General features: G+C 29.2%; 21 protein-coding genes and 1 riboswitch. Of the genes, 3 read left to right on the forward strand and 18 right to left on the reverse strand.

The genetic code is table 11. From position 1 onward, the window contains the following. Positions 1-12: 12 nt before the first annotated feature. From BQ5344_RS09390 to BQ5344_RS09425, 8 genes are all read right to left on the reverse strand, one after another. Complete coding sequence (locus BQ5344_RS09390) at positions 13-900, reverse strand: hypothetical protein (RefSeq protein WP_036070636.1); 888 nt, start codon at positions 898-900, stop codon at positions 13-15. Positions 901-992: 92 nt separating this feature from the next. Continuing rightward, entirely contained in the window at positions 993-1679 is a 687-nt protein-coding gene (locus BQ5344_RS09395; RefSeq protein WP_071125099.1) for a hypothetical protein, read from the reverse strand. An 80-nt stretch (positions 1680-1759) separates the two neighbouring features. Then, positions 1760-2761 (reverse strand): Fic family protein, encoded by a 1002-nt coding sequence (locus BQ5344_RS09400; protein WP_071125100.1) that lies wholly within the window; start codon positions 2759-2761, stop codon positions 1760-1762. Positions 2762-2795: 34 nt separating this feature from the next. Beyond that, positions 2796-3521: an endonuclease/exonuclease/phosphatase family protein gene (locus tag BQ5344_RS09405; protein ID WP_071125101.1), complete on the reverse strand. Its 726-nt coding sequence runs from the start codon at positions 3519-3521 to the stop codon at positions 2796-2798. A 55-nt stretch (positions 3522-3576) separates the two neighbouring features. Continuing rightward, positions 3577-4326: a DKNYY domain-containing protein gene (locus BQ5344_RS09410; protein ID WP_071125102.1), complete on the reverse strand. Its 750-nt coding sequence runs from the start codon at positions 4324-4326 to the stop codon at positions 3577-3579. 58 nt (positions 4327-4384) lie between these two features. Next, positions 4385-5224, reverse strand: a complete 840-nt coding sequence (locus BQ5344_RS09415) for an SH3 domain-containing protein (protein ID WP_071125103.1) — start codon at positions 5222-5224, stop codon at positions 4385-4387. A 262-nt stretch (positions 5225-5486) separates the two neighbouring features. Further along, complete coding sequence (deoC, locus tag BQ5344_RS09420) at positions 5487-6152, reverse strand: deoxyribose-phosphate aldolase (protein ID WP_071125536.1); 666 nt, start codon at positions 6150-6152, stop codon at positions 5487-5489. 81 nt (positions 6153-6233) lie between these two features. Further along, positions 6234-6941, reverse strand: coding sequence for a GntR family transcriptional regulator (locus tag BQ5344_RS09425; protein ID WP_071125104.1), 708 nt, complete (start codon positions 6939-6941; stop codon positions 6234-6236). 331 nt (positions 6942-7272) lie between these two features. On the opposite strand from BQ5344_RS09425, the gene BQ5344_RS09430 reads away from it, so the two are divergent. Both BQ5344_RS09430 and fabV read left to right on the forward strand, forming a co-directional pair. Then, positions 7273-8016, forward strand: a complete 744-nt coding sequence (locus BQ5344_RS09430) for an SDR family oxidoreductase (RefSeq protein ID WP_039900891.1) — start codon at positions 7273-7275, stop codon at positions 8014-8016. 175 nt (positions 8017-8191) lie between these two features. Continuing rightward, on the forward strand, positions 8192-9385 hold the full coding sequence (gene fabV, locus BQ5344_RS09435) for an enoyl-ACP reductase FabV (RefSeq protein ID WP_071125105.1): 1194 nt from the start codon (positions 8192-8194) through the stop codon (positions 9383-9385). 146 nt (positions 9386-9531) lie between these two features. Here fabV and BQ5344_RS09440 read toward each other — a convergent pair whose 3' ends face one another. From BQ5344_RS09440 to BQ5344_RS09450, 3 genes are all read right to left on the reverse strand, one after another. Beyond that, entirely contained in the window at positions 9532-10437 is a 906-nt protein-coding gene (locus BQ5344_RS09440) for a magnesium transporter CorA family protein (protein WP_071125106.1), read from the reverse strand. Positions 10438-10625: 188 nt separating this feature from the next. Next, positions 10626-11060: a hypothetical protein gene (locus tag BQ5344_RS09445; RefSeq protein ID WP_071125107.1), complete on the reverse strand. Its 435-nt coding sequence runs from the start codon at positions 11058-11060 to the stop codon at positions 10626-10628. Positions 11061-11089: 29 nt separating this feature from the next. Continuing rightward, positions 11090-11710, reverse strand: coding sequence for an EndoU domain-containing protein (locus tag BQ5344_RS09450; RefSeq protein ID WP_071125108.1), 621 nt, complete (start codon positions 11708-11710; stop codon positions 11090-11092). Positions 11711-11884: 174 nt separating this feature from the next. On the opposite strand from BQ5344_RS09450, the gene BQ5344_RS09455 reads away from it, so the two are divergent. Next, complete coding sequence (locus tag BQ5344_RS09455; RefSeq protein WP_071125109.1) at positions 11885-12475, forward strand: histidine phosphatase family protein; 591 nt, start codon at positions 11885-11887, stop codon at positions 12473-12475. Between the two features lie 101 nt (positions 12476-12576). Here BQ5344_RS09455 and BQ5344_RS09460 read toward each other — a convergent pair whose 3' ends face one another. The 7 genes from BQ5344_RS09460 to rpsI form a co-directional block, all read right to left on the reverse strand. Further along, positions 12577-12846, reverse strand: a complete 270-nt coding sequence (locus tag BQ5344_RS09460; RefSeq protein ID WP_021770257.1) for a GNAT family N-acetyltransferase — start codon at positions 12844-12846, stop codon at positions 12577-12579. A 69-nt stretch (positions 12847-12915) separates the two neighbouring features. Further along, positions 12916-13674, reverse strand: a complete 759-nt coding sequence (locus tag BQ5344_RS09465) for an ABC transporter ATP-binding protein (protein WP_071125110.1) — start codon at positions 13672-13674, stop codon at positions 12916-12918. 27 nt (positions 13675-13701) lie between these two features. Continuing rightward, positions 13702-14676, reverse strand: coding sequence for an ABC transporter substrate-binding protein (locus BQ5344_RS09470; RefSeq protein ID WP_071125111.1), 975 nt, complete (start codon positions 14674-14676; stop codon positions 13702-13704). Positions 14677-14725: 49 nt separating this feature from the next. Further along, positions 14726-15481 carry an ABC transporter permease gene (locus BQ5344_RS09475; protein ID WP_071125112.1) on the reverse strand — a complete coding sequence of 252 codons (756 nt, stop codon included), beginning with the start codon at positions 15479-15481 and terminating at the stop codon, positions 14726-14728. Beyond that, positions 15453-15764 carry a thiamine-binding protein gene (locus BQ5344_RS09480; protein ID WP_071125113.1) on the reverse strand — a complete coding sequence of 104 codons (312 nt, stop codon included), beginning with the start codon at positions 15762-15764 and terminating at the stop codon, positions 15453-15455. Before BQ5344_RS09480 ends, BQ5344_RS09475 begins: the two co-directional genes overlap by 29 nt. Before the next feature lie 147 nt (positions 15765-15911). Beyond that, positions 15912-16001, reverse strand: a riboswitch (TPP riboswitch). 32 nt (positions 16002-16033) lie between these two features. Next, the gene (locus tag BQ5344_RS09485) at positions 16034-16669 is read right to left on the reverse strand and encodes an EexN family lipoprotein (RefSeq protein WP_071125114.1); all 636 of its coding nucleotides are present in this window, start codon (positions 16667-16669) and stop codon (positions 16034-16036) included. 138 nt (positions 16670-16807) lie between these two features. Further along, positions 16808-17206: a 30S ribosomal protein S9 gene (gene rpsI / locus BQ5344_RS09490; protein ID WP_015769247.1), complete on the reverse strand. Its 399-nt coding sequence runs from the start codon at positions 17204-17206 to the stop codon at positions 16808-16810. Positions 17207-17214 lie beyond the last annotated feature (8 nt).

Raw genomic sequence — 17214 nt, forward strand, 5'->3', positions numbered from 1 at the left:
TATTCAATAATTTTAATTATCATATTTTTTATAATTTTTAGGCATAACATTATTTTGAAAATAATAAAAATTAAATTTTACGCTATTAAAATTTGTATTTTCATAATTAATTATTACTTTTTTATCTGTTTCAAAAAAATAATCCATAATATAAATTTCTTTTTTCTTTTCAGAAATTGATATACTATAATTATTGTATCTTTTCATAATATAATTTTTTTTAAAAAATCTTATTACAGTTACTACCAGTAATAATATTATTATTGTAAATAATTTAATCATTAAATTTAAATATCCCCAAGCAATTCCAACTGAAAAAATTGTCATTAAATTAAATATTGCAAAACACATCATAAAATTCTTTTCAAAAATTGAATATTTCACATATAATTTTTCTCCATTCACTTTTTCACGAATTTCTTTTTTGGGATAACCTATTTTCTCCAATAAACATTCCAAAATTTCATCTTTATTTTTTATGTCACAAAAAATATAACTTTTTTTATGATTACTTTCTATTGAAACATCCATTATTAAATTACAGAAATACTTATAAATATTCATTGAGCTGTCAAAGTTTAAAAAAATATCATACGAACCTAATATATTTTTTCTCACTGTCAAAGTTTTTATATCATTATATTCAATCGTTTTCTCAAAAAATAGACCTTTTATTTTCACTTCATAATCAGAAAAATCAAATTTCATCTTATTTTTAATAATCATTACCAAAAGAAATCTATATATAAAATAACTTATTCCAATAGCTAAAAAAAATATCCCGTCCTTTTCTTTCTCATTAAATAAAATATCAATTCCTCCTAATAAATATCCTAAAAACAGTATTAGAAAAAATATATCCCACATATTAATTTCAAATTTTGAATATTTTATTTTCATTCAATTTATCTCCATATTTTAGCATTTTTTCCTATACTTTCTGCCTTTTTTTACTTAATTATATCTTTTATCTGTTTTAAAAGCAATTGATTTTAAAATTTTTTATAATACTTCTCTGCAATATCTGTTATATCTATGCTTACATCCAGTCCTGTATTCAAATATATTTTATCATCCTTTTTCAAAAATGCTTTCCAAATTTTTCCCGTATTCAAATAAGCCGTGACAATTTCAAAATCATTTCTTAAAATTGTTACTATTTCTCTATTTTTTAATTCCGATATTTCTTTAAAAAAATTTTCAATATTATCATCTAATTTATCTATATCAACAAAATATATATCATAAAATAATTGTTTTTTATATTCTTCAAATGTATCAAAATATCCTTTAAAATTACTCAATCCTAACCACTGTAACAAAATATCTGAACAAGAAATTTTGTTTATTAAACTTATTTCTTCTTTAGACATCAACCTTAATAAATGATGTTCAGTAAATTTTAAAGGTAAATATTTGTAATTGTGTTGATAAATTTTTTCACGATACGGAACCATCAAAAAATTATTCTCAAATTTTACTATACCTGTATCACATTTATTTTTTATATCCCCATAATTAAATTCAAACATAAACTTATATCGTGCTTCTTCATTACAAGAAATTAATTCATACCAATATCCATAATAAACAATTTCATTATTTTTCATAATTTGAAGATAATCCTCGTAACAACTATCATAATAATTTTCATCCCAAGTAATTATACTTACATCCATTTTATCTCATCCTGTTTATATTAATTTATTTTTGAATTACCGTAATTTTTTATGATTTTTAAATATTTAAAAATTCAAAATTATTTCTTCCGATACTTTCTCCCTTTTTTCTCTCCAAATGCCTCCAAAATTCCATTTTTCAAAAGTTTATTCAAAAATCTTCTCGCCGTAGAATCCGAAACATTCAAAATCTTTTGAACTTCACTATTATCAATATAATTATTTTTCTCAAAATACTCTTCCAGTATTTTCAGCCTTTGAAGCTCTTTATCAGTCATTTTATCAGTCAAAATATCAGTCATTTTTAAGTCATTTTTTTGCAATTCTTCCAGAGTTTCTTTTATAATTTCAAGAATAAATGTAATAAATGGCGTAGATTCTCCAGCAGTATTTGATAAATTTATAGCTTCATAATACTTCTGCTGTTTTTTCTGAATCAAAGTTTCAATTGGAAGCCAAGCAAAAAACTCTTTCCATTTTGATAGGATTAATGTATGCCAAAGCCGCCCTAACCTTCCATTTCCATCTTGAAAAGGATGTATAAATTCAAATTCATAATGAAATACACAAGCCTTTATTAGTGGGTGAACTTTACTCTTTTTTAACCACGAAAAAAGTTGTTCTATTAATTCAGGAATATATTGAGGTGGTGTCCCTGCATGAATCAGCTGACTTCCCTGATAAACTCCTGCTCCTTTTGTACGAAATCTTCCATTTTCATTTATTAAATCAGCAGTCAAGATTTTATGTGCCTTGAGTAAATCTTTAATCGAATATGGATTTAATAAAGTTAATTTTTCATAGATTTCATAAGCATTCTTAACTTCTTTTATATCCTTTGGCGGAGCTAAAATTCTTTTCCCATTAATCACGTCCGTCACTTGTTCAAATGTTAGTGTATTTTGCTCTATCGCAAGTGATGAATAAATTGTTTTTATTCTATTTTCCCTTCTCAAAACTGAATTTGAAGATAGTTTTTCTGAAACTATAATCATTCCTGTTAATTCGTTAATTTGAGCAACAAGTTCGATTATCTCATTTGTAATTTCAAATGGTGGATTATAATCACATTCTTTTCCCATATTTTAAATTATCCTTTATTTTTTATATTTTTTCTCACTCTATCTCCAACACCGCCATATACGGCAAATGATCCGACAGCTTTGTCCATTCCTGCGAATCATCATTTATAAAAAAACTTTGCTTAGTTCTGTAATTTGCATATTTTTTTGCCATTATATAATCAATTCTCTGTGTTTCAAGATTTCTGTTTTCAAGATTTGATTTATTTTCCAAGTCTTTACCTTCAAAATAAGTGTCATTCCAGTTTTTACAAATTTCCCAATAATGCTCTGTTGTTGACAAAAGGTTAAAATCACCGCATAAAAATTTTATATCTCCCTTAAAATAATCTATAACTGTCATCAAATCGTCAATTTGGGTACTTTTTACTGCAGGTTCATAATCTAAATGAGTATTTATAACCAAAATATGTTTTTTATATTTTGAACTGTTAATTTGTGCTGCCAAAACCTGTCTTTTTTCATTTCCAGCAGATGGTAGCTCGTGAACATATATATTTTTCACATCATATTTTGAAACAAACGCAATTCCAAATTCTCCCTTATCAAAGTCCATTGCCTTTTGAAAATAATAATAATTATACCCAAGTTCAAGTGCAAAATCCTGGGTTACGTCACGAAAATTACTTCTTTTTGTATTTTTATCAACTTCCTGCAATGCAACAAAATCAGGCTTATATTTTTTTATGCTTTTTGCCAATTTTTTCCCATCCGCAAGCCTTGCTCCATAAATATTGTAAGTCATTATTCTAAATTCCATTTTTTATTTCCTACCCTTTTTATTTTATCTGTATAAGTAATTAGTTTCCTGTTGATTAAAACCATTTCAACTCGTCTTTAGTCAAATCTTCATAACTTCGATTTTTATCTTTTCCATCTCCATTTGGAAGTACTTCAAATGTATTATAATCTACACCTTCTAAAATTTTCCCCTCAAAATAAATATTTTTATCATCTTTTATAAACCAGTCATTCAAAACTTTTACTTTATCTTTATTAATTCCTTCTACTTTAAACCCTATCCAAGTATATGTACCAAAACAACTTAAAAATATCCTATTTACATAATAAACATTATATTTATCTTTTCCATAAAATGAATCAGTATTTATAGTATCTGATAAAAATTCAAATGTTTCAGGATTTTCAATTTTATCAAGTTTCCAAAGTCCTATATTGCTATTTCCTATATACACATTATTTTTATCTTTCGCAGAATATTCATTCAAAACTTTAAAACTCATAATATCAGCATTTTCTATTTTTTTATCCCGATAATAAATTTTATTCTCATTTTTCCAATAATTTTGACCTAATTTTTCAAAATTTTTAATTTTTATATCTTTTATTTTTTCACCCATGTAATAAACATTCTTATCATCTTTTAAAAGAGAAAATCCTATCAACTCAGCAGTTTTCGGATTTGCTCCTTCCAAAATTTTATTTTTGTAATAAACCTTTCCTTTATCTATCGAATAATAATCTCCTAAATTTTTAGCAATATCTCCAAATCCCACATTTACAAAAATCAAAAATATCACTATTTTCAACAAAATTTTTTTCACAAGTTATCCTTTCTTTGTAATCAAAAGCATAAATTTTTCAATTTTATTACATAAATATCTAATCAACATATTTTTTCAACTGGCTCTTATGGATAAATCCCCTATATTCTTTAACTTTCCACTCTTTCTCAAGGTCAGAAGGATAGTCAGCAAAGTAAACATAATACCAGTCACCATATTTTGTAATATATCTTACAATCGTTTCATTATCTAAGTTTGAAATAACTTTTGAATCTTTAGTCGGTTTTTCACGCATATTTGCATATCCATCCTTTGAGTTTACCCTGTATTCTCGAAGGTAACCCGCTTCATCTAAATGCGGTTCATCAAAATCATCTGATTCATCCAACTTTTTCACTTTAAGTTTTGTAATTTTGGGTTTCGCTCCTTCAATTTTCTTTAATTTAATAACTTGTGCATAAACTGTTGTAAAATCACATTCTGTATATGGAGTTACTTTTTTTATTTTAACTCTTACTGGAGACTGTAATTCCCCTTTTTGAATTTTTTCCATTTTTTCAAATTCTTCTGGAAAAGTTTTTTTTAATATTTCAACTTTAGCCTTTTCCATATCAGCAAATTCCTTTTCAGCATTTCTGGTTTCATCCCAGTTATGATAATCAAAATCCCTAGGCTTCAAAACTATAGCTTTTTCATTCACAATGTCCTTATTATCAGGATAAAACAGCATTTCTCCATATTCTATTGCAGAACATGGTACATCTGGATCACTTTTATCCCAATTAATTTTAAAAGTCCCTTTCAAATTCAAAATTACACCGTCATCTGTCAAAATAATTTCATCAGATTTCTTATTTTGTCCAAAAGAAAGTATAGAAACTAGCAGAAGAAAGCAACAAAAGAAAATATTTCTAAATTTAAAATTTTTAAGTTTCATAAATACTCACTTCTCCTTTACATTTTACTGACAGCTATTTGCAAAAATTTATATACCTAATTAATATACTATTTTCAATTTTAAACTTCTTCTCTTTCTGATAAAAGTTCTTAATTTCTTGCTGCATAAATATCTGTTATCCAATTTTTTACTTTAACAAGGGGTACTAACCCCTTGCTTTATAATCCTTCTTTTATTAAATTCTAAAAATATATAGTTTCTGAAGAAGTCTATTATTATGTTCCTCTTTATTGACTAAAATTTAATAGCCAGCCTTTTCACTTTCCAGTCCTGTTACAATAGCGATTCCTGAACTTGTTCCCAGTCTTGTTGCTCCTAATTCAATATATTTTTTTGCAGTTTCAAGGTCTTTCACTCCACCACTTGCCTTTACTTCTGCTTTATCTCCAACTGTTTTTTTCATAAGTTCTACATCTTCAAATGTTGCTCCTCCTGTTCCAAATCCTGTCGAAGTTTTTACAAAATCTGCCTTTGCATTAACTGCTAATTCGCATGCCTTTACTTTTTCCTCATCAGTCAAATAGCAAGTTTCGATTATAACTTTCAGAACATTGCTTCCAATTGCCTCTTTTATTTTTCTAATTTCGTTTTCCACTAAACCATAGTCCTTATCCTTCAATGCTCCAATATTAATAACCATGTCAATTTCCGAAGCACCGTCTTCAATAGCCTTTTTCGCTTCAAACACCTTCACATCCGTCGCCATCGCTCCCAAAGGAAATCCAACTACCGCCGCAACTTTCACATCGCTGTCCTTAACTTGACTAAAAGCATATTCAACATTCGCCCCATTTACACAAACTGAATAAAATCCATATTCTTTCGCTTCATCGCATAATTTTTTTACATCTTCCTTTGTAGCTGTTGCTTTCAAAATTGTATGATCAATAAATTTGTTTATTTTCATCATTACCATTCCCTTCCTTAATTTGCTGTTTATTAGTTTTTATTCTACTATTAGTATACCGAGTTTTTTCCCTTTTAGCAACTATCTTTTAGCAATTGCCGTAAAAGTAAATTTATCAGGATGATAAGTTATTGTTTCATATTGGAAAAGATTTCCGTTGGATAAATAGGCGTAAGTTTCAATAACTACAACTCTGTCAATATTTTCAAGATTTATATGCCTTCTTTCCTCATCTGTTGCGCTTCTGAACTTTATTTCCCGTCTTGAATACGATATTTTTAAATTTAGTTCATTTTCCAAATATTCATAAATAGACTTGCTGGCTATTTCATCATTCAGATAAGTGACTATTTTTCTATCAAAATAAGAAATAGCATACTGCACAGTTTCGCCATCCAAGGAATAAGTACGGACAACCTTGTAAAAATCAGCCGTTTTAGAAACATTAAATTTTTCCATCAGTTCCTCGAGACCTTGTACTATATATAGACTAACTAAATTTGCCTTGACATCTATATTTTTTATCTTATTTAGTTCCTGAAATGTCTGTATTGAAGTAAGCGAAATATTTTTCAAATCTCCTTTTTCAAGCACAACTGACCTTTTACCTTTTATTTTTTGAATATATCCTTCCGATTCCAGTAAAGCAAGGGCTTTTCTCACAGTAAGCACAGAGCAGGAATATTCTTTGGCAAAATCCGCTTCCTTTTTTAAATAATCTTTTGGTTTTAATTTTCCATCTTTAATTTGTTTTTTTATATTGTTATACACTTCTTTATATTTACTCATTTTTTACCTTTCCCAAATTATAGTCAATCCTTTTAAAATTTGAAATAAGAATACGTAGAAAGTTATAGTTTGCCTAAGTTCCCGTTTCAAATTAGAATGCTATAATCTATTTTACATCGTATTTCTAAAATTAAATATTTTTAAAGTTTAAATGAAATAACTACAACTTTTAAAGTTAATTTATTATAATTATACTTTAAAATATTAAAAATAACAACTACAATATATCATTTATTTTTTATAATAGATATATATAGACCTATTGACTTTTTAAAAAGATATGATATAATTTGATTGTATAAAAATTAATTATTTAAAGGAGATGATTAAAATGGCTGTTAAAAACAAAGTCGTTATTGTTACAGGAGCTTCTTCAGGAATTGGAAGGGCTACTGCGAAATTATTAGGAGAAAGCGGGGCAAAAGTTGTACTTGCCGCAAGAAATGAAGACAAATTACAGGAAGCTGTTGCTGAGATAAAGGAAAAAGGAGGGGAAGCCGCTTACAAAGTGACAGATGTATCAAAAAGAGAGGAAGTAAAAGCATTGGTTGATTTTGCAATTTCTGAATATGGAAAAATAGATGTTATTTTCAATAATGCGGGATTAATGCCAAATGCACCATTGTCAGAATTAAAAAACAGTGAATGGGACGAAATGATTGATGTAAACTTAAAAGGTGTCCTAAACGGCATAGAAGCTGTACTTCCACATTTTATCAAGCAAAAATCTGGACACGTTATCAGCACATCTTCTGTTGCTGGACTGAACACATATCTTGGAGCAGGAGTTTACTGTGCTACAAAACATGGTGTAAAAGCACTAATGGAAGTACTTAGAAAAGAAAGTGCCAACGAAAAAATGAATGTCCGTACAACAACTCTATATCTAGGGGCATTCCGAACTGAACTTGCAACACGTATCACAAATAAAGCGATTAAGGAAAGAATCGAATTTCTTTACGACACAATTGGAGCAGATCCAATGATAGTTGCCGAAGCTGTGAAATTTGCGATTGATTTGCCAGAAGAAGTTAGCATGAACGAAATCACGCTTTATCCTACTGCACAGTTATAATATTACAAAAACTTTTCTCCAAAGAATTATTTTGATTGTCAAAATTATTTATTTCTATTTAAATTAAAATATTTCTTGAAAATACATCATAAAATATGTTATCATTTTAAATGTATGATTTTTTTAAAATTGAAAAATAATTATAATAAATAATTTTTTAGGAGGAAAAGAAAAAATGGTTATAAAACCTAGATTAAAAGGTGGTTTAGCACTTACAAACCATCCAATTGGAGCAAAAGAATTTGTAAAAAGGCAAATTGACTATGTAAAATCACAAGATAAATATGAAGGTCCAAAAAAAGTTCTAATTATCGGTTCTTCATCTGGATACGGACTTGCCACAAGAATCTCCCTTGCCTTCGGTGCCGGAGCTGAAACTATTGGAGTAGCATTTGAAAAAGGGGTAGAAGGGAAAAGAGCAGGTTCTGCTGGTTGGTGGAATACAATTGCCTTTAACGAAGCTGCTGAAAAAGAAGGTTTAGTTTCTAAAAACTTTATTGGTGATGCTTTCTCAATGGAAATGAAAGATGATGTAATAAAGTTCATTAAAGAAGAATTTGGTGGAAAAATCGACTTGTTAATTTATAGCTTAGCAAGTGCAGTTAGAACTGATCCAATTGATGGCGTAACTTACCGTTCAGCATTAAAATCTACAACAAAGGACATTACAGGTCCAACTATCAACTTTGAAAAAGAAGTTATGGAAGAAACAACAATGGGTGTCGCAACTCCAGATGAAATCAAAAGCACTGTAAAAGTTATGGGTGGAGAAGACTGGAAATTATGGATTGAAGAGCTTGATAAAGGTGGCGTTCTTTCTGAAGGCTTCAAAACAGTAGCTTACTCATATTTAGGACCAAAAGTAACTTACGGAATCTATAAGGAAGGTACAATTGGAGCTGCAAAAAGAGATTTGGAACATACTTCTGATGTTTTAAATGACTTTTTAAAAGAAAAATACAATGGAGAAGCCTACGTTTCATTAAGTAAGGCATTAATGACAAAAGCAAGTGCGGTTATCCCTATTTTCCCATTATACGCAGCATTGCTTTACAAAGTAATGAAGGAAAAAGGTATCCACGAAGGAACAATCGAACAAAAACACAGACTTTTGACTCAAATGGTTTATGGAAACAATCCTGTTATTGACGAAGAAAGAAGATTACGTCCAGATAACTGGGAAATGCGTGAAGACGTTCAAGCTGAAGTAGAAGCTCTTTGGGATAAAGTTACTCCAGAAAACTTTAAGGAAATAAGCGATTACGCTGGTGCAAGAGAAGAATTTATGCAATTAAATGGATTTGACTTTGATAATGTGGATTATGACGCTGATGTTGATTTAGATGAATTAGCTAAATTAAAACCTTAATTTTAAAAATTTACAAAAATAAACAACAAAAAATTAGACTATCTTTTAGAAAAAGTATTCTTTAAGATAGTCTTTTATTATATTGTATAATAAATTTACTTTAAAATTAAAGTTGTATTTATATTACTTTATTTTGATTTTTTATATTACAAAACTTTCTTTTTTAAATATTTCCATAAAATTACCATCAATACCGCCATTATTAGAAAAATTGTTCCCAATGCAAAAAATCCTGCTTCTTGAAATGGTAATTTCACATTCATTCCATAAAATCCAAAAATCATATTTGGAACAGTAATCAATATGGTTACCGCTGCCAGAAGCTTCATTGTGATATTCATATTATTTCCAATATACGATGAATATGTTTCTCTCGTGGTCTTACAAATTTCACAGTATGAAGATGATAAATCAAGTGTAAAATTTATCTCTTGCAAAATTCTTGTCATATATTCTTCATATTGTTCAAACTGCTCATCTTCTTTCAAATTCTCAACAACATAATCCAAATTTCTCAATGCAATATTATAAACATAAAATCCTTGTTCTACTTCCGAAAGAGAAATTAATTTCTCATTACTTTGCTGCTCCCTCAAAACAGTTTCTATCTTGTCGTGTTCTCCAATCAAAATTCTCACATATTTATACAAACTTTGAGAGATTTTATGAAGCATATTTAGAAAAAAACGATTTTCTTCAAGAACGTCATTTCTTAACTTGGCATATTCCTCAACAAATTGATAGAAATCGTTGTAATAATCATCATCTAAAATAACAATTTTATCTTCTTTAAAAAAAATTACAATTGGATTAATTTCATAAGATGTAAATTCTTTATCTTTCGTAGATTTTTTAACAGTTGGATAATATAGTTTATAAATTTCCCAGTCCGATTTTGAAATTCTTGGAGTAAAAATTTCCTCATCAATAACATTTTTTATTTTATCTTCTTCAATTTCTAATCTTTCCGATAAAATCTTATAATCTTCATCTTTCAAATTGTAAACATAAGAAATTATTTTACCACTTTTCGTATCTATTCTTTTTATCATAATTACCTTTCTAAGTCTCTACTTTTGCCTATTTATATTAACTATACTCCATTTAAAAAATAGGAATAAATTTTTATAATAGGAGTATTTGATAGCTAATGCATAATCATTCAACTAAATTATTTTTTATTATTTTTCACATATTTTGTTTAATAAATATTTTTTCATATTACTGTATTTTTTATTTATTAAATCTCCACTGCAACTTCACTTTTTAAATCAACTTCCATTTCCAAAAACTTTTTCCAGCCCTCAAAGATCTTTCTATATTCTTCAAACTTACATTCCCACAGTGGATATTCCTCACAAATCCCAAACATTGTATTCTCAAATTCAACTTTTTCCTTATTAATCTTATGCTGAAAAGCCTGTCCATCCCAAAGAGTTTCCTGCACTTTTCCAGTTTCAACTTTTTCTAGCTGTGGCAAAAAAATATTAATTATTTCCACATCTGGAAAATCTTCCATTATTCCAGTTATTAGATATTTTGTATACTCTTCTTTCTTTTTTTCTAAATGTTCACTTCTTTTATTTTTTGTTATTTTTTTTTCAGAAAATGTTATTTCTGGAAATGCAGTCAATCCAAAATCTTCATCGTAATAATAACTAAATTTTATAATCATCATTTCATCCTTTCTAAAAATTTCAGTTTCTAACGATTTTCATAAACTGGATAAGCCGTTATTCTAGGACTTTTGTAACCACGAATTACAACTCCGCTTTTGCTGATTCCTTGCCACATGTTATTATCTCTGCCTTTGACATCTTTTCTATTTTCCCATGCTGAGTTTATTTCGTCAATAATTCTCGCTTCATCCCAGTTTTCTGGAAACATCGTATTTACTCCACCATTAGAAGTTTTTGCCTGCCAAGTTCCATCTTTTTTCTTAACTTCAATGCTCGCTCTGTACACTCCATTTTTAGCTGGATTACCAATTTTTTTCACAATTCTCACATCTCCACGCAAAAGAGAATGTCCGCCAGTAACCTTGCCTTGCGAATTTTCATCTCCACCAATTACATGATCATAATCAATTTGATATTTTCTATTTCCTTGGTTTGAAGTATTTTGAGTCCGTTTTCCATTTTTATTTTCTATATTTTTCTGTTTAACAGCATTTTTTTTGCCATTTTTCTTATTTTGTGCAATAAATTCTTTTGAAAAATTTTCTTTTGCATTTATACTGTTATTTCTGCTTAGATAAATTTTTCCAAGTCCAAATAAGATAATAGCAAATAACAGTAATATTTTTAATATTTTATTTTTACCCATTTATAGATTTCCTCCTTTTTTATATGCTTATTAATTATATCAAACTTATATTTTAAAATCAATATTGTAAATTTTTCTAAATTTAATAATTATGATAAAATGTGGTATAATAATGTTAAAAATAATTAGCAGCTAAATAGAATATTTATAAAAATAGGAAGGACTGATATAGTTATGAAAAAGACTTTGTTTTTAATGCGGCATGGACAGACTTTATTCAATTTACGTGAAAAAATTCAAGGAAGCTGTGATTCTCCGCTGACTGATGAGGGAATTAGACAGGCTAAAGTGGCTGGAAAATATTTTCAGGATAAGGGAATCGCTTTTGATGCAGCTTACTCCTCTACTCAGGAAAGAGCTTGTGATACACTTGAAATTGTGACTGACAATAAGATGAAATATGAAAGATTAAAAGGATTAAAGGAATGGAATTTTGGATTGTTTGAAGGAGAAAGTGAGGATCTGAATCCAAAACATCCGAATGAAAGAACTTATGGGGACTTTTTTGTAAATTTTGGCGGAGAAAGCAATAAAGATGTTGAGAAAAGAATGCACGAAACTTTGACTCAGATTATGGAAAAGGACGGAAATAACACTGTTCTTGCCGTGAGCCACGGTGGTGCCTGCTACACTTTCTTTTTAAAGCATGCTCCAGATGTTCCATTTACAGGCCTTCCAAACTGTGCCATTTTCAAATATGAGTATGAAAATGGTAAATTTACATTCATCGAACTTATTAAGCATGATTTTACAAAAGAAATATAACTAAAAAATGCCTTAAATAAACTTTTACTCTACATAATTTTGTAAAAATTTTATTTTAAGGCTTTTTATTTTTAGCATTTTTCAATGAACTAATAGTCCTTTTATGCTTTTAAATCATCATATTCTCCACTTTCAAACTTTTTCACAATATAGCTGCAAATTGGGACAATTTTATACCCATTTTCTCTTGCATATTTCACACCAGCATTGAATAATTTTCCTGCAATCCCTTGCCCTCGCAATTCAGAAGATACGACTGTCGATTCAAAATACAATTTTTCCCCTTCTTTTCTGTAAGTCAATTTTGCAAGTTCATCTCCATTTTTTCCAAATATAAAAAATCCTTCATTTACTACATGTCTTATTTCCATTTTTCAAACTTCCTTTCAATATTTTATCTTATTATATAGTAAAATCGTTTTAAAATCAAATAAAAAAATTTACAAATATTTTAATATCTCACGCTTGTATTCAATAAATTTTTCAGACATTATAATTTCTTCATTATTATAGCCCTTGTTCTGACTATTTTTCAAGTCAACATTTATTTGTGCAGCAATTTTACCTGGACTTCCTGCCAAAATATAAATTCTGTCGGAAAGCAGTATCGCCTCATCAATATCATGGGTAATAAACAGAGTTGACATTTTAATTTTGTTCATTATGTTCAGATACCAGCTATGAATTTTATGCTTTGTAATGGCGTCCAATGCGCTGAAAGGCTCGTCAAGAAGAGCAACTTCGCTGGAAAATAAATATGTTCTAAGCAGTGCCGCCCTTTGCTTCATTCCCCCTGATAGTTTACTTGGATACAAATTTTCCGTACCTTCCAATCCAAAATCTTTAAAATACGGTTTTGCAATTTCCCGTGCCTTATTTTTATTTTCACCCCTTATCACAAGTGGAAGCGCCACATTGTCAATAATTTTTTTATGAGGTAAAAGCAAGTCTTTTTGCATCATGTAACTTATTTTTCCAGATTTTCCAGTTATATCTTCTCCATTCATTTTCACATTTCCACAATCAGGCTTTAAAAGTCCTGCAATAATGTTAAATAATGTTGTTTTCCCAGCACCGCTCACTCCTAAAATGCAAACCAGCTCATTTTCATACAAATCAATCGAAACATTTTCCAAAACTTTTTTATTTTCAAAAGAAATGGAAATATCTTTTATTTCAAGCTTTTTGTCTTTCTTCACTTAATATTTCTCCTTTTGATAAATTTTCTATTTCAGATACTCGTTACTATATCCAAAATCCTTTGGTATTTCACGCTCTACAGCCTTATTTTTGTAAAGCCATTCATAAAATCTGTTCCAACGGTTTCCATCGATTATTCCCCATTCTTTTGCATCAGACTGGTATTCTTTAGAAATCCACTTTTGGCTGGCTGTTACTAAATTTATGTCAAGCTCTGGAGAATTTTTTACCAGAATTTTTGCTGATTCCTCTGGATTTTTCATTGCGTATTCATACCCTTTTTTTATTGCCTTCAAAACTTTTTTTGCAATTTCAGGATTTTTTTTCAGAAAGTCATTATTTGCGATAATTACAGGGCTGTAATAGTCAAGTTCTTCTCCATAGTCACGAATTTTTAGAAAATTTGTCTGAAGCCCTGCCCTTTCTGTAGCAATTCCATCCCACGCATAATAAACCCAGACAGCATCAACATCAGTCTTTAAGCCAGTTACAACATCTGTTATAGTATAAGGAATTAATTTTACTTTAGAAAAATCACCTTTATCATCTGTTACTAATTTTTTCAAAATAGCCTGCTCAATATTATCTTCCCAAGTGGCATATTTTTTACCTTCCAGTTTTTTTGGCGAGTCTATTCCTTTTTCCTTCAATGAAATAATTCCAGATGTATTATGCTGAAGAATTGCAGCGACAGCTGTTACTGGTACAGGATTCTCCTTTGCAAATGATTTTGCCAATGTATCCTGAAAACTTATTCCAAATTCTGCTCCTCCAGCTCCAATAAGTGCCGTTGTGCTCCCTTCAGGCGGCTGCACAATTTCCACATCCAGTCCTTCTTCCTTAAAATATCCCAAGTCTTTTGCCACATAAAGCCCTGTATGATTAGTGTTTGGCACCCAGTCCAGTACGATTTTTATTTTCTGATTATTTTTAGATTTTCCACACGAAACAGCCAAAACCAAGATTAAACATAAAATTAAAATTTTTGAAATTTTTTTCATTTTTTATACCTCTCTTTACTTTTTATTTTAAATTTTTTTATTTAAAAATTTACTTTTCCCAAACCATGCACCATTTCTGTATTTTTTTTACAAGATACATAAGCAGCAAGCTTATTGCAGAAATAAGAAAAATTACCGCAAACATCTTATCAAATGAATACGATTTTCTGACTCTTGTCATATAAACTCCAAGTCCGCTAAATCCACCGAGCCATTCAGCTACAACTGCTCCAATTATCGAATATGAAACTGAAATTCTAAGCCCTGCGAAAAAATATCCTAATGAACCTGGCAATTTGATATGAATAAAGTTCTGAAATGGCTTTGCTCCCATCGTTTTTAACAAATTCAACATATCCTTGTCAGCCGAACGAAATCCATCTAGAAGCCCAATAGTTATAGGGAAAAACGAAGTCATAACAATAAGCGTAATCTTTGGCAATATTCCATATCCCAACCAAAGTACCAAAAGCGGTGCAATCGCAACTGTAGGTATTGTCTGAGTAATAACCAACACAGGATAAATCATTTTGAACGCATACTCAAACCTGTCCATAACAACCGCCACGGCAAAGCCCATGATTATTCCCAGACCAAGCCCCAAAAATGCTTCAAGCAAAGTAATTTTTGTATGCTCCATAAGCAATGGAAAATCATAAACAAACGCTTTTACAACTTCAAATGGCGACGGCAGCATAAATTTTGGAATAATATTCACCATTGACAAAATTTGCCAAATTATCAATAATACAGTAATAATAATACTTGGTGCAATTTTATCTGTTATATTTTGAAATTTTTTCATCAATCTTTAAAATATCTCCTTTCGGTTTATAATTTATTTTTACATACGACATTACACCCTCAGCCCCCGCCTTCACAGCCACAACTTGACATTCCTTCACAATTTCCATAAGCTCGTCAAAATCTCCTTCTACCGTTGTTTCAAATGGAGCAACATTCATTTTTAACCCTTTGCTTTTAATAAATTCAATAACTTCATCAACAACTCTTACAATTTCCTCATTTCCCACAACATTTGGCAATACCTGAATTGCAATACTCGCATTAATTTCTTTTTTTTCCATAATTCATCATCCCTTTCCTTAAAACTGTTTTTTTATTTAAAATTTCTTTGTATAAAAAAATCCCCTTATCACAAGGAGATTCTATATTTCTATAAATTTTCTAAAATAATTTAAAAAGATATGCAAAATAACTTTAAAATTATTCCTTATTTTATATAAAATACTCCCTCCGACAGCATTACCTGTACAGGTTATATGGGTTTAATTCTCAGCAAAATTGCTCCCCAGTATTTTTTGTTAAATTGTCTAAATTTTTTTAAAACTTTTAATTAGTCTACTTTTACTTCTGCTAAATCGGGATACACGCCTTTGATAAAAAATATAAAATCTTTATCAAAATTAATAATATACCATTTATTTTCATCTTCAAATGCCATTGATTTACCTTTTGTTTCTATTGCCTGTCCATTAACTTCCATTGCAACTGTTGTAGGAATAATAGCATAACTTCTTCCTGTTTCAGTTCTTCCAACTTTTACATTTTCAAAATCATAGCTATTTTGGGTAATTTTTACTCCTTTTGTAAAATTATCAAACATTTTCTTTGACATTTCTTTTAATTGCTCCACTGATATTGAAGCTTTGTCAGCTTGGTACTTGAAATATTTTTCTGGAACTTCACTCATTCCTGCCATAAAATCTCCAGCTTCCATTGCTTTAGCAATTCTATCGAGTCTTGTCTTAATTTCAGGTTTTACCTTATTCCAAGCCTCTAATGCCAATTCATTCTGTGCTTGTTCAACATTTTTACAAATCTTTTCATCATGTTTTTCCTTACATTTCAAAACTGTTTCCTTCAACAATTTATCATCTTTTTTTAAATTCTCAACACTGTACTTATTTCCACAAGCTGTGAAAATTATCATTGATATTACAATTAGAAATAATAATTTTATCTTTTGCATACATCCTCCAACATCATTTATTTGAGTTAATTATACCTTATTTTTTCAAATTTTCAAAATTTTTATTTTTGATTGTTTTTCTAACCAAATAAAAACCCCTGAAAACCAGTGTTTCCAAGGGCGTATAAAATAATACAATTATCTTTTTGAAAATTGTGGGCTTCTTCTTGCTTTCTTTTTCCCGTATTTTTTTCTTTCAACCATTCTTGAATCTCTTGTTAAGAATCCTGCTTCTTTTAAAGCTCCTCTTAATTCAGCGTCAGCTACTAATAAAGCTCTTGAAACACCATGTCTAATTGCTCCTGCTTGTCCAGTGTTTCCTCCACCAATTACATTAACTTTTACTCCGTATTTGTTTAAAGTTTCTGTTAATTCTAATGGTTGTTCTACTATTTTAGCCAAGATTTCTCTTCCACCAAAATATTCTCTCATATCTTTTCCATTTATTGTTACTCCAGTTTCACCTGGTACTAATCTTACTCTTGCTACTGAAGTTTTTCTTCTTCCAGTTCCTAAATATTGAATTTTTTCTGCCACGAAAATTT

It is taken from the genome of Leptotrichia massiliensis, assembly GCF_900104625.1.
Taxonomy (GTDB): domain Bacteria; phylum Fusobacteriota; class Fusobacteriia; order Fusobacteriales; family Leptotrichiaceae; genus Leptotrichia; species Leptotrichia massiliensis.

Bases quoted from the DNA above. Each gene is read 5' to 3' on its own strand.
- BQ5344_RS09390 (WP_036070636.1), bottom strand. From the start codon at position 900: ATGAAAATAAAATATTCAAAATTTGAAATTAATATGTGGGATATATTT.
- BQ5344_RS09395 (WP_071125099.1), bottom strand. From the start codon at position 1,679: ATGGATGTAAGTATAATTACTTGGGATGAAAATTATTATGATAGTTGT.
- BQ5344_RS09400 (WP_071125100.1), bottom strand. From the start codon at position 2,761: ATGGGAAAAGAATGTGATTATAATCCACCATTTGAAATTACAAATGAG.
- BQ5344_RS09405 (WP_071125101.1), bottom strand. From the start codon at position 3,521: ATGGAATTTAGAATAATGACTTACAATATTTATGGAGCAAGGCTTGCG.
- BQ5344_RS09415 (WP_071125103.1), bottom strand. From the start codon at position 5,224: ATGAAACTTAAAAATTTTAAATTTAGAAATATTTTCTTTTGTTGCTTT.
- deoC (WP_071125536.1), bottom strand. From the start codon at position 6,152: ATGAAAATAAACAAATTTATTGATCATACAATTTTGAAAGCAACAGCT.
- BQ5344_RS09425 (WP_071125104.1), bottom strand. From the start codon at position 6,941: ATGAGTAAATATAAAGAAGTGTATAACAATATAAAAAAACAAATTAAA.
- BQ5344_RS09430 (WP_039900891.1), top strand. From the start codon at position 7,273: ATGGCTGTTAAAAACAAAGTCGTTATTGTTACAGGAGCTTCTTCAGGA.
- fabV (WP_071125105.1), top strand. From the start codon at position 8,192: ATGGTTATAAAACCTAGATTAAAAGGTGGTTTAGCACTTACAAACCAT.
- BQ5344_RS09440 (WP_071125106.1), bottom strand. From the start codon at position 10,437: ATGATAAAAAGAATAGATACGAAAAGTGGTAAAATAATTTCTTATGTT.
- BQ5344_RS09445 (WP_071125107.1), bottom strand. From the start codon at position 11,060: ATGATTATAAAATTTAGTTATTATTACGATGAAGATTTTGGATTGACT.
- BQ5344_RS09450 (WP_071125108.1), bottom strand. From the start codon at position 11,710: ATGGGTAAAAATAAAATATTAAAAATATTACTGTTATTTGCTATTATC.
- BQ5344_RS09455 (WP_071125109.1), top strand. From the start codon at position 11,885: ATGAAAAAGACTTTGTTTTTAATGCGGCATGGACAGACTTTATTCAAT.
- BQ5344_RS09460 (WP_021770257.1), bottom strand. From the start codon at position 12,846: ATGGAAATAAGACATGTAGTAAATGAAGGATTTTTTATATTTGGAAAA.
- BQ5344_RS09470 (WP_071125111.1), bottom strand. From the start codon at position 14,676: ATGAAAAAAATTTCAAAAATTTTAATTTTATGTTTAATCTTGGTTTTG.
- BQ5344_RS09475 (WP_071125112.1), bottom strand. From the start codon at position 15,481: ATGAAAAAATTTCAAAATATAACAGATAAAATTGCACCAAGTATTATT.
- BQ5344_RS09480 (WP_071125113.1), bottom strand. From the start codon at position 15,764: ATGGAAAAAAAAGAAATTAATGCGAGTATTGCAATTCAGGTATTGCCA.
- BQ5344_RS09485 (WP_071125114.1), bottom strand. From the start codon at position 16,669: ATGCAAAAGATAAAATTATTATTTCTAATTGTAATATCAATGATAATT.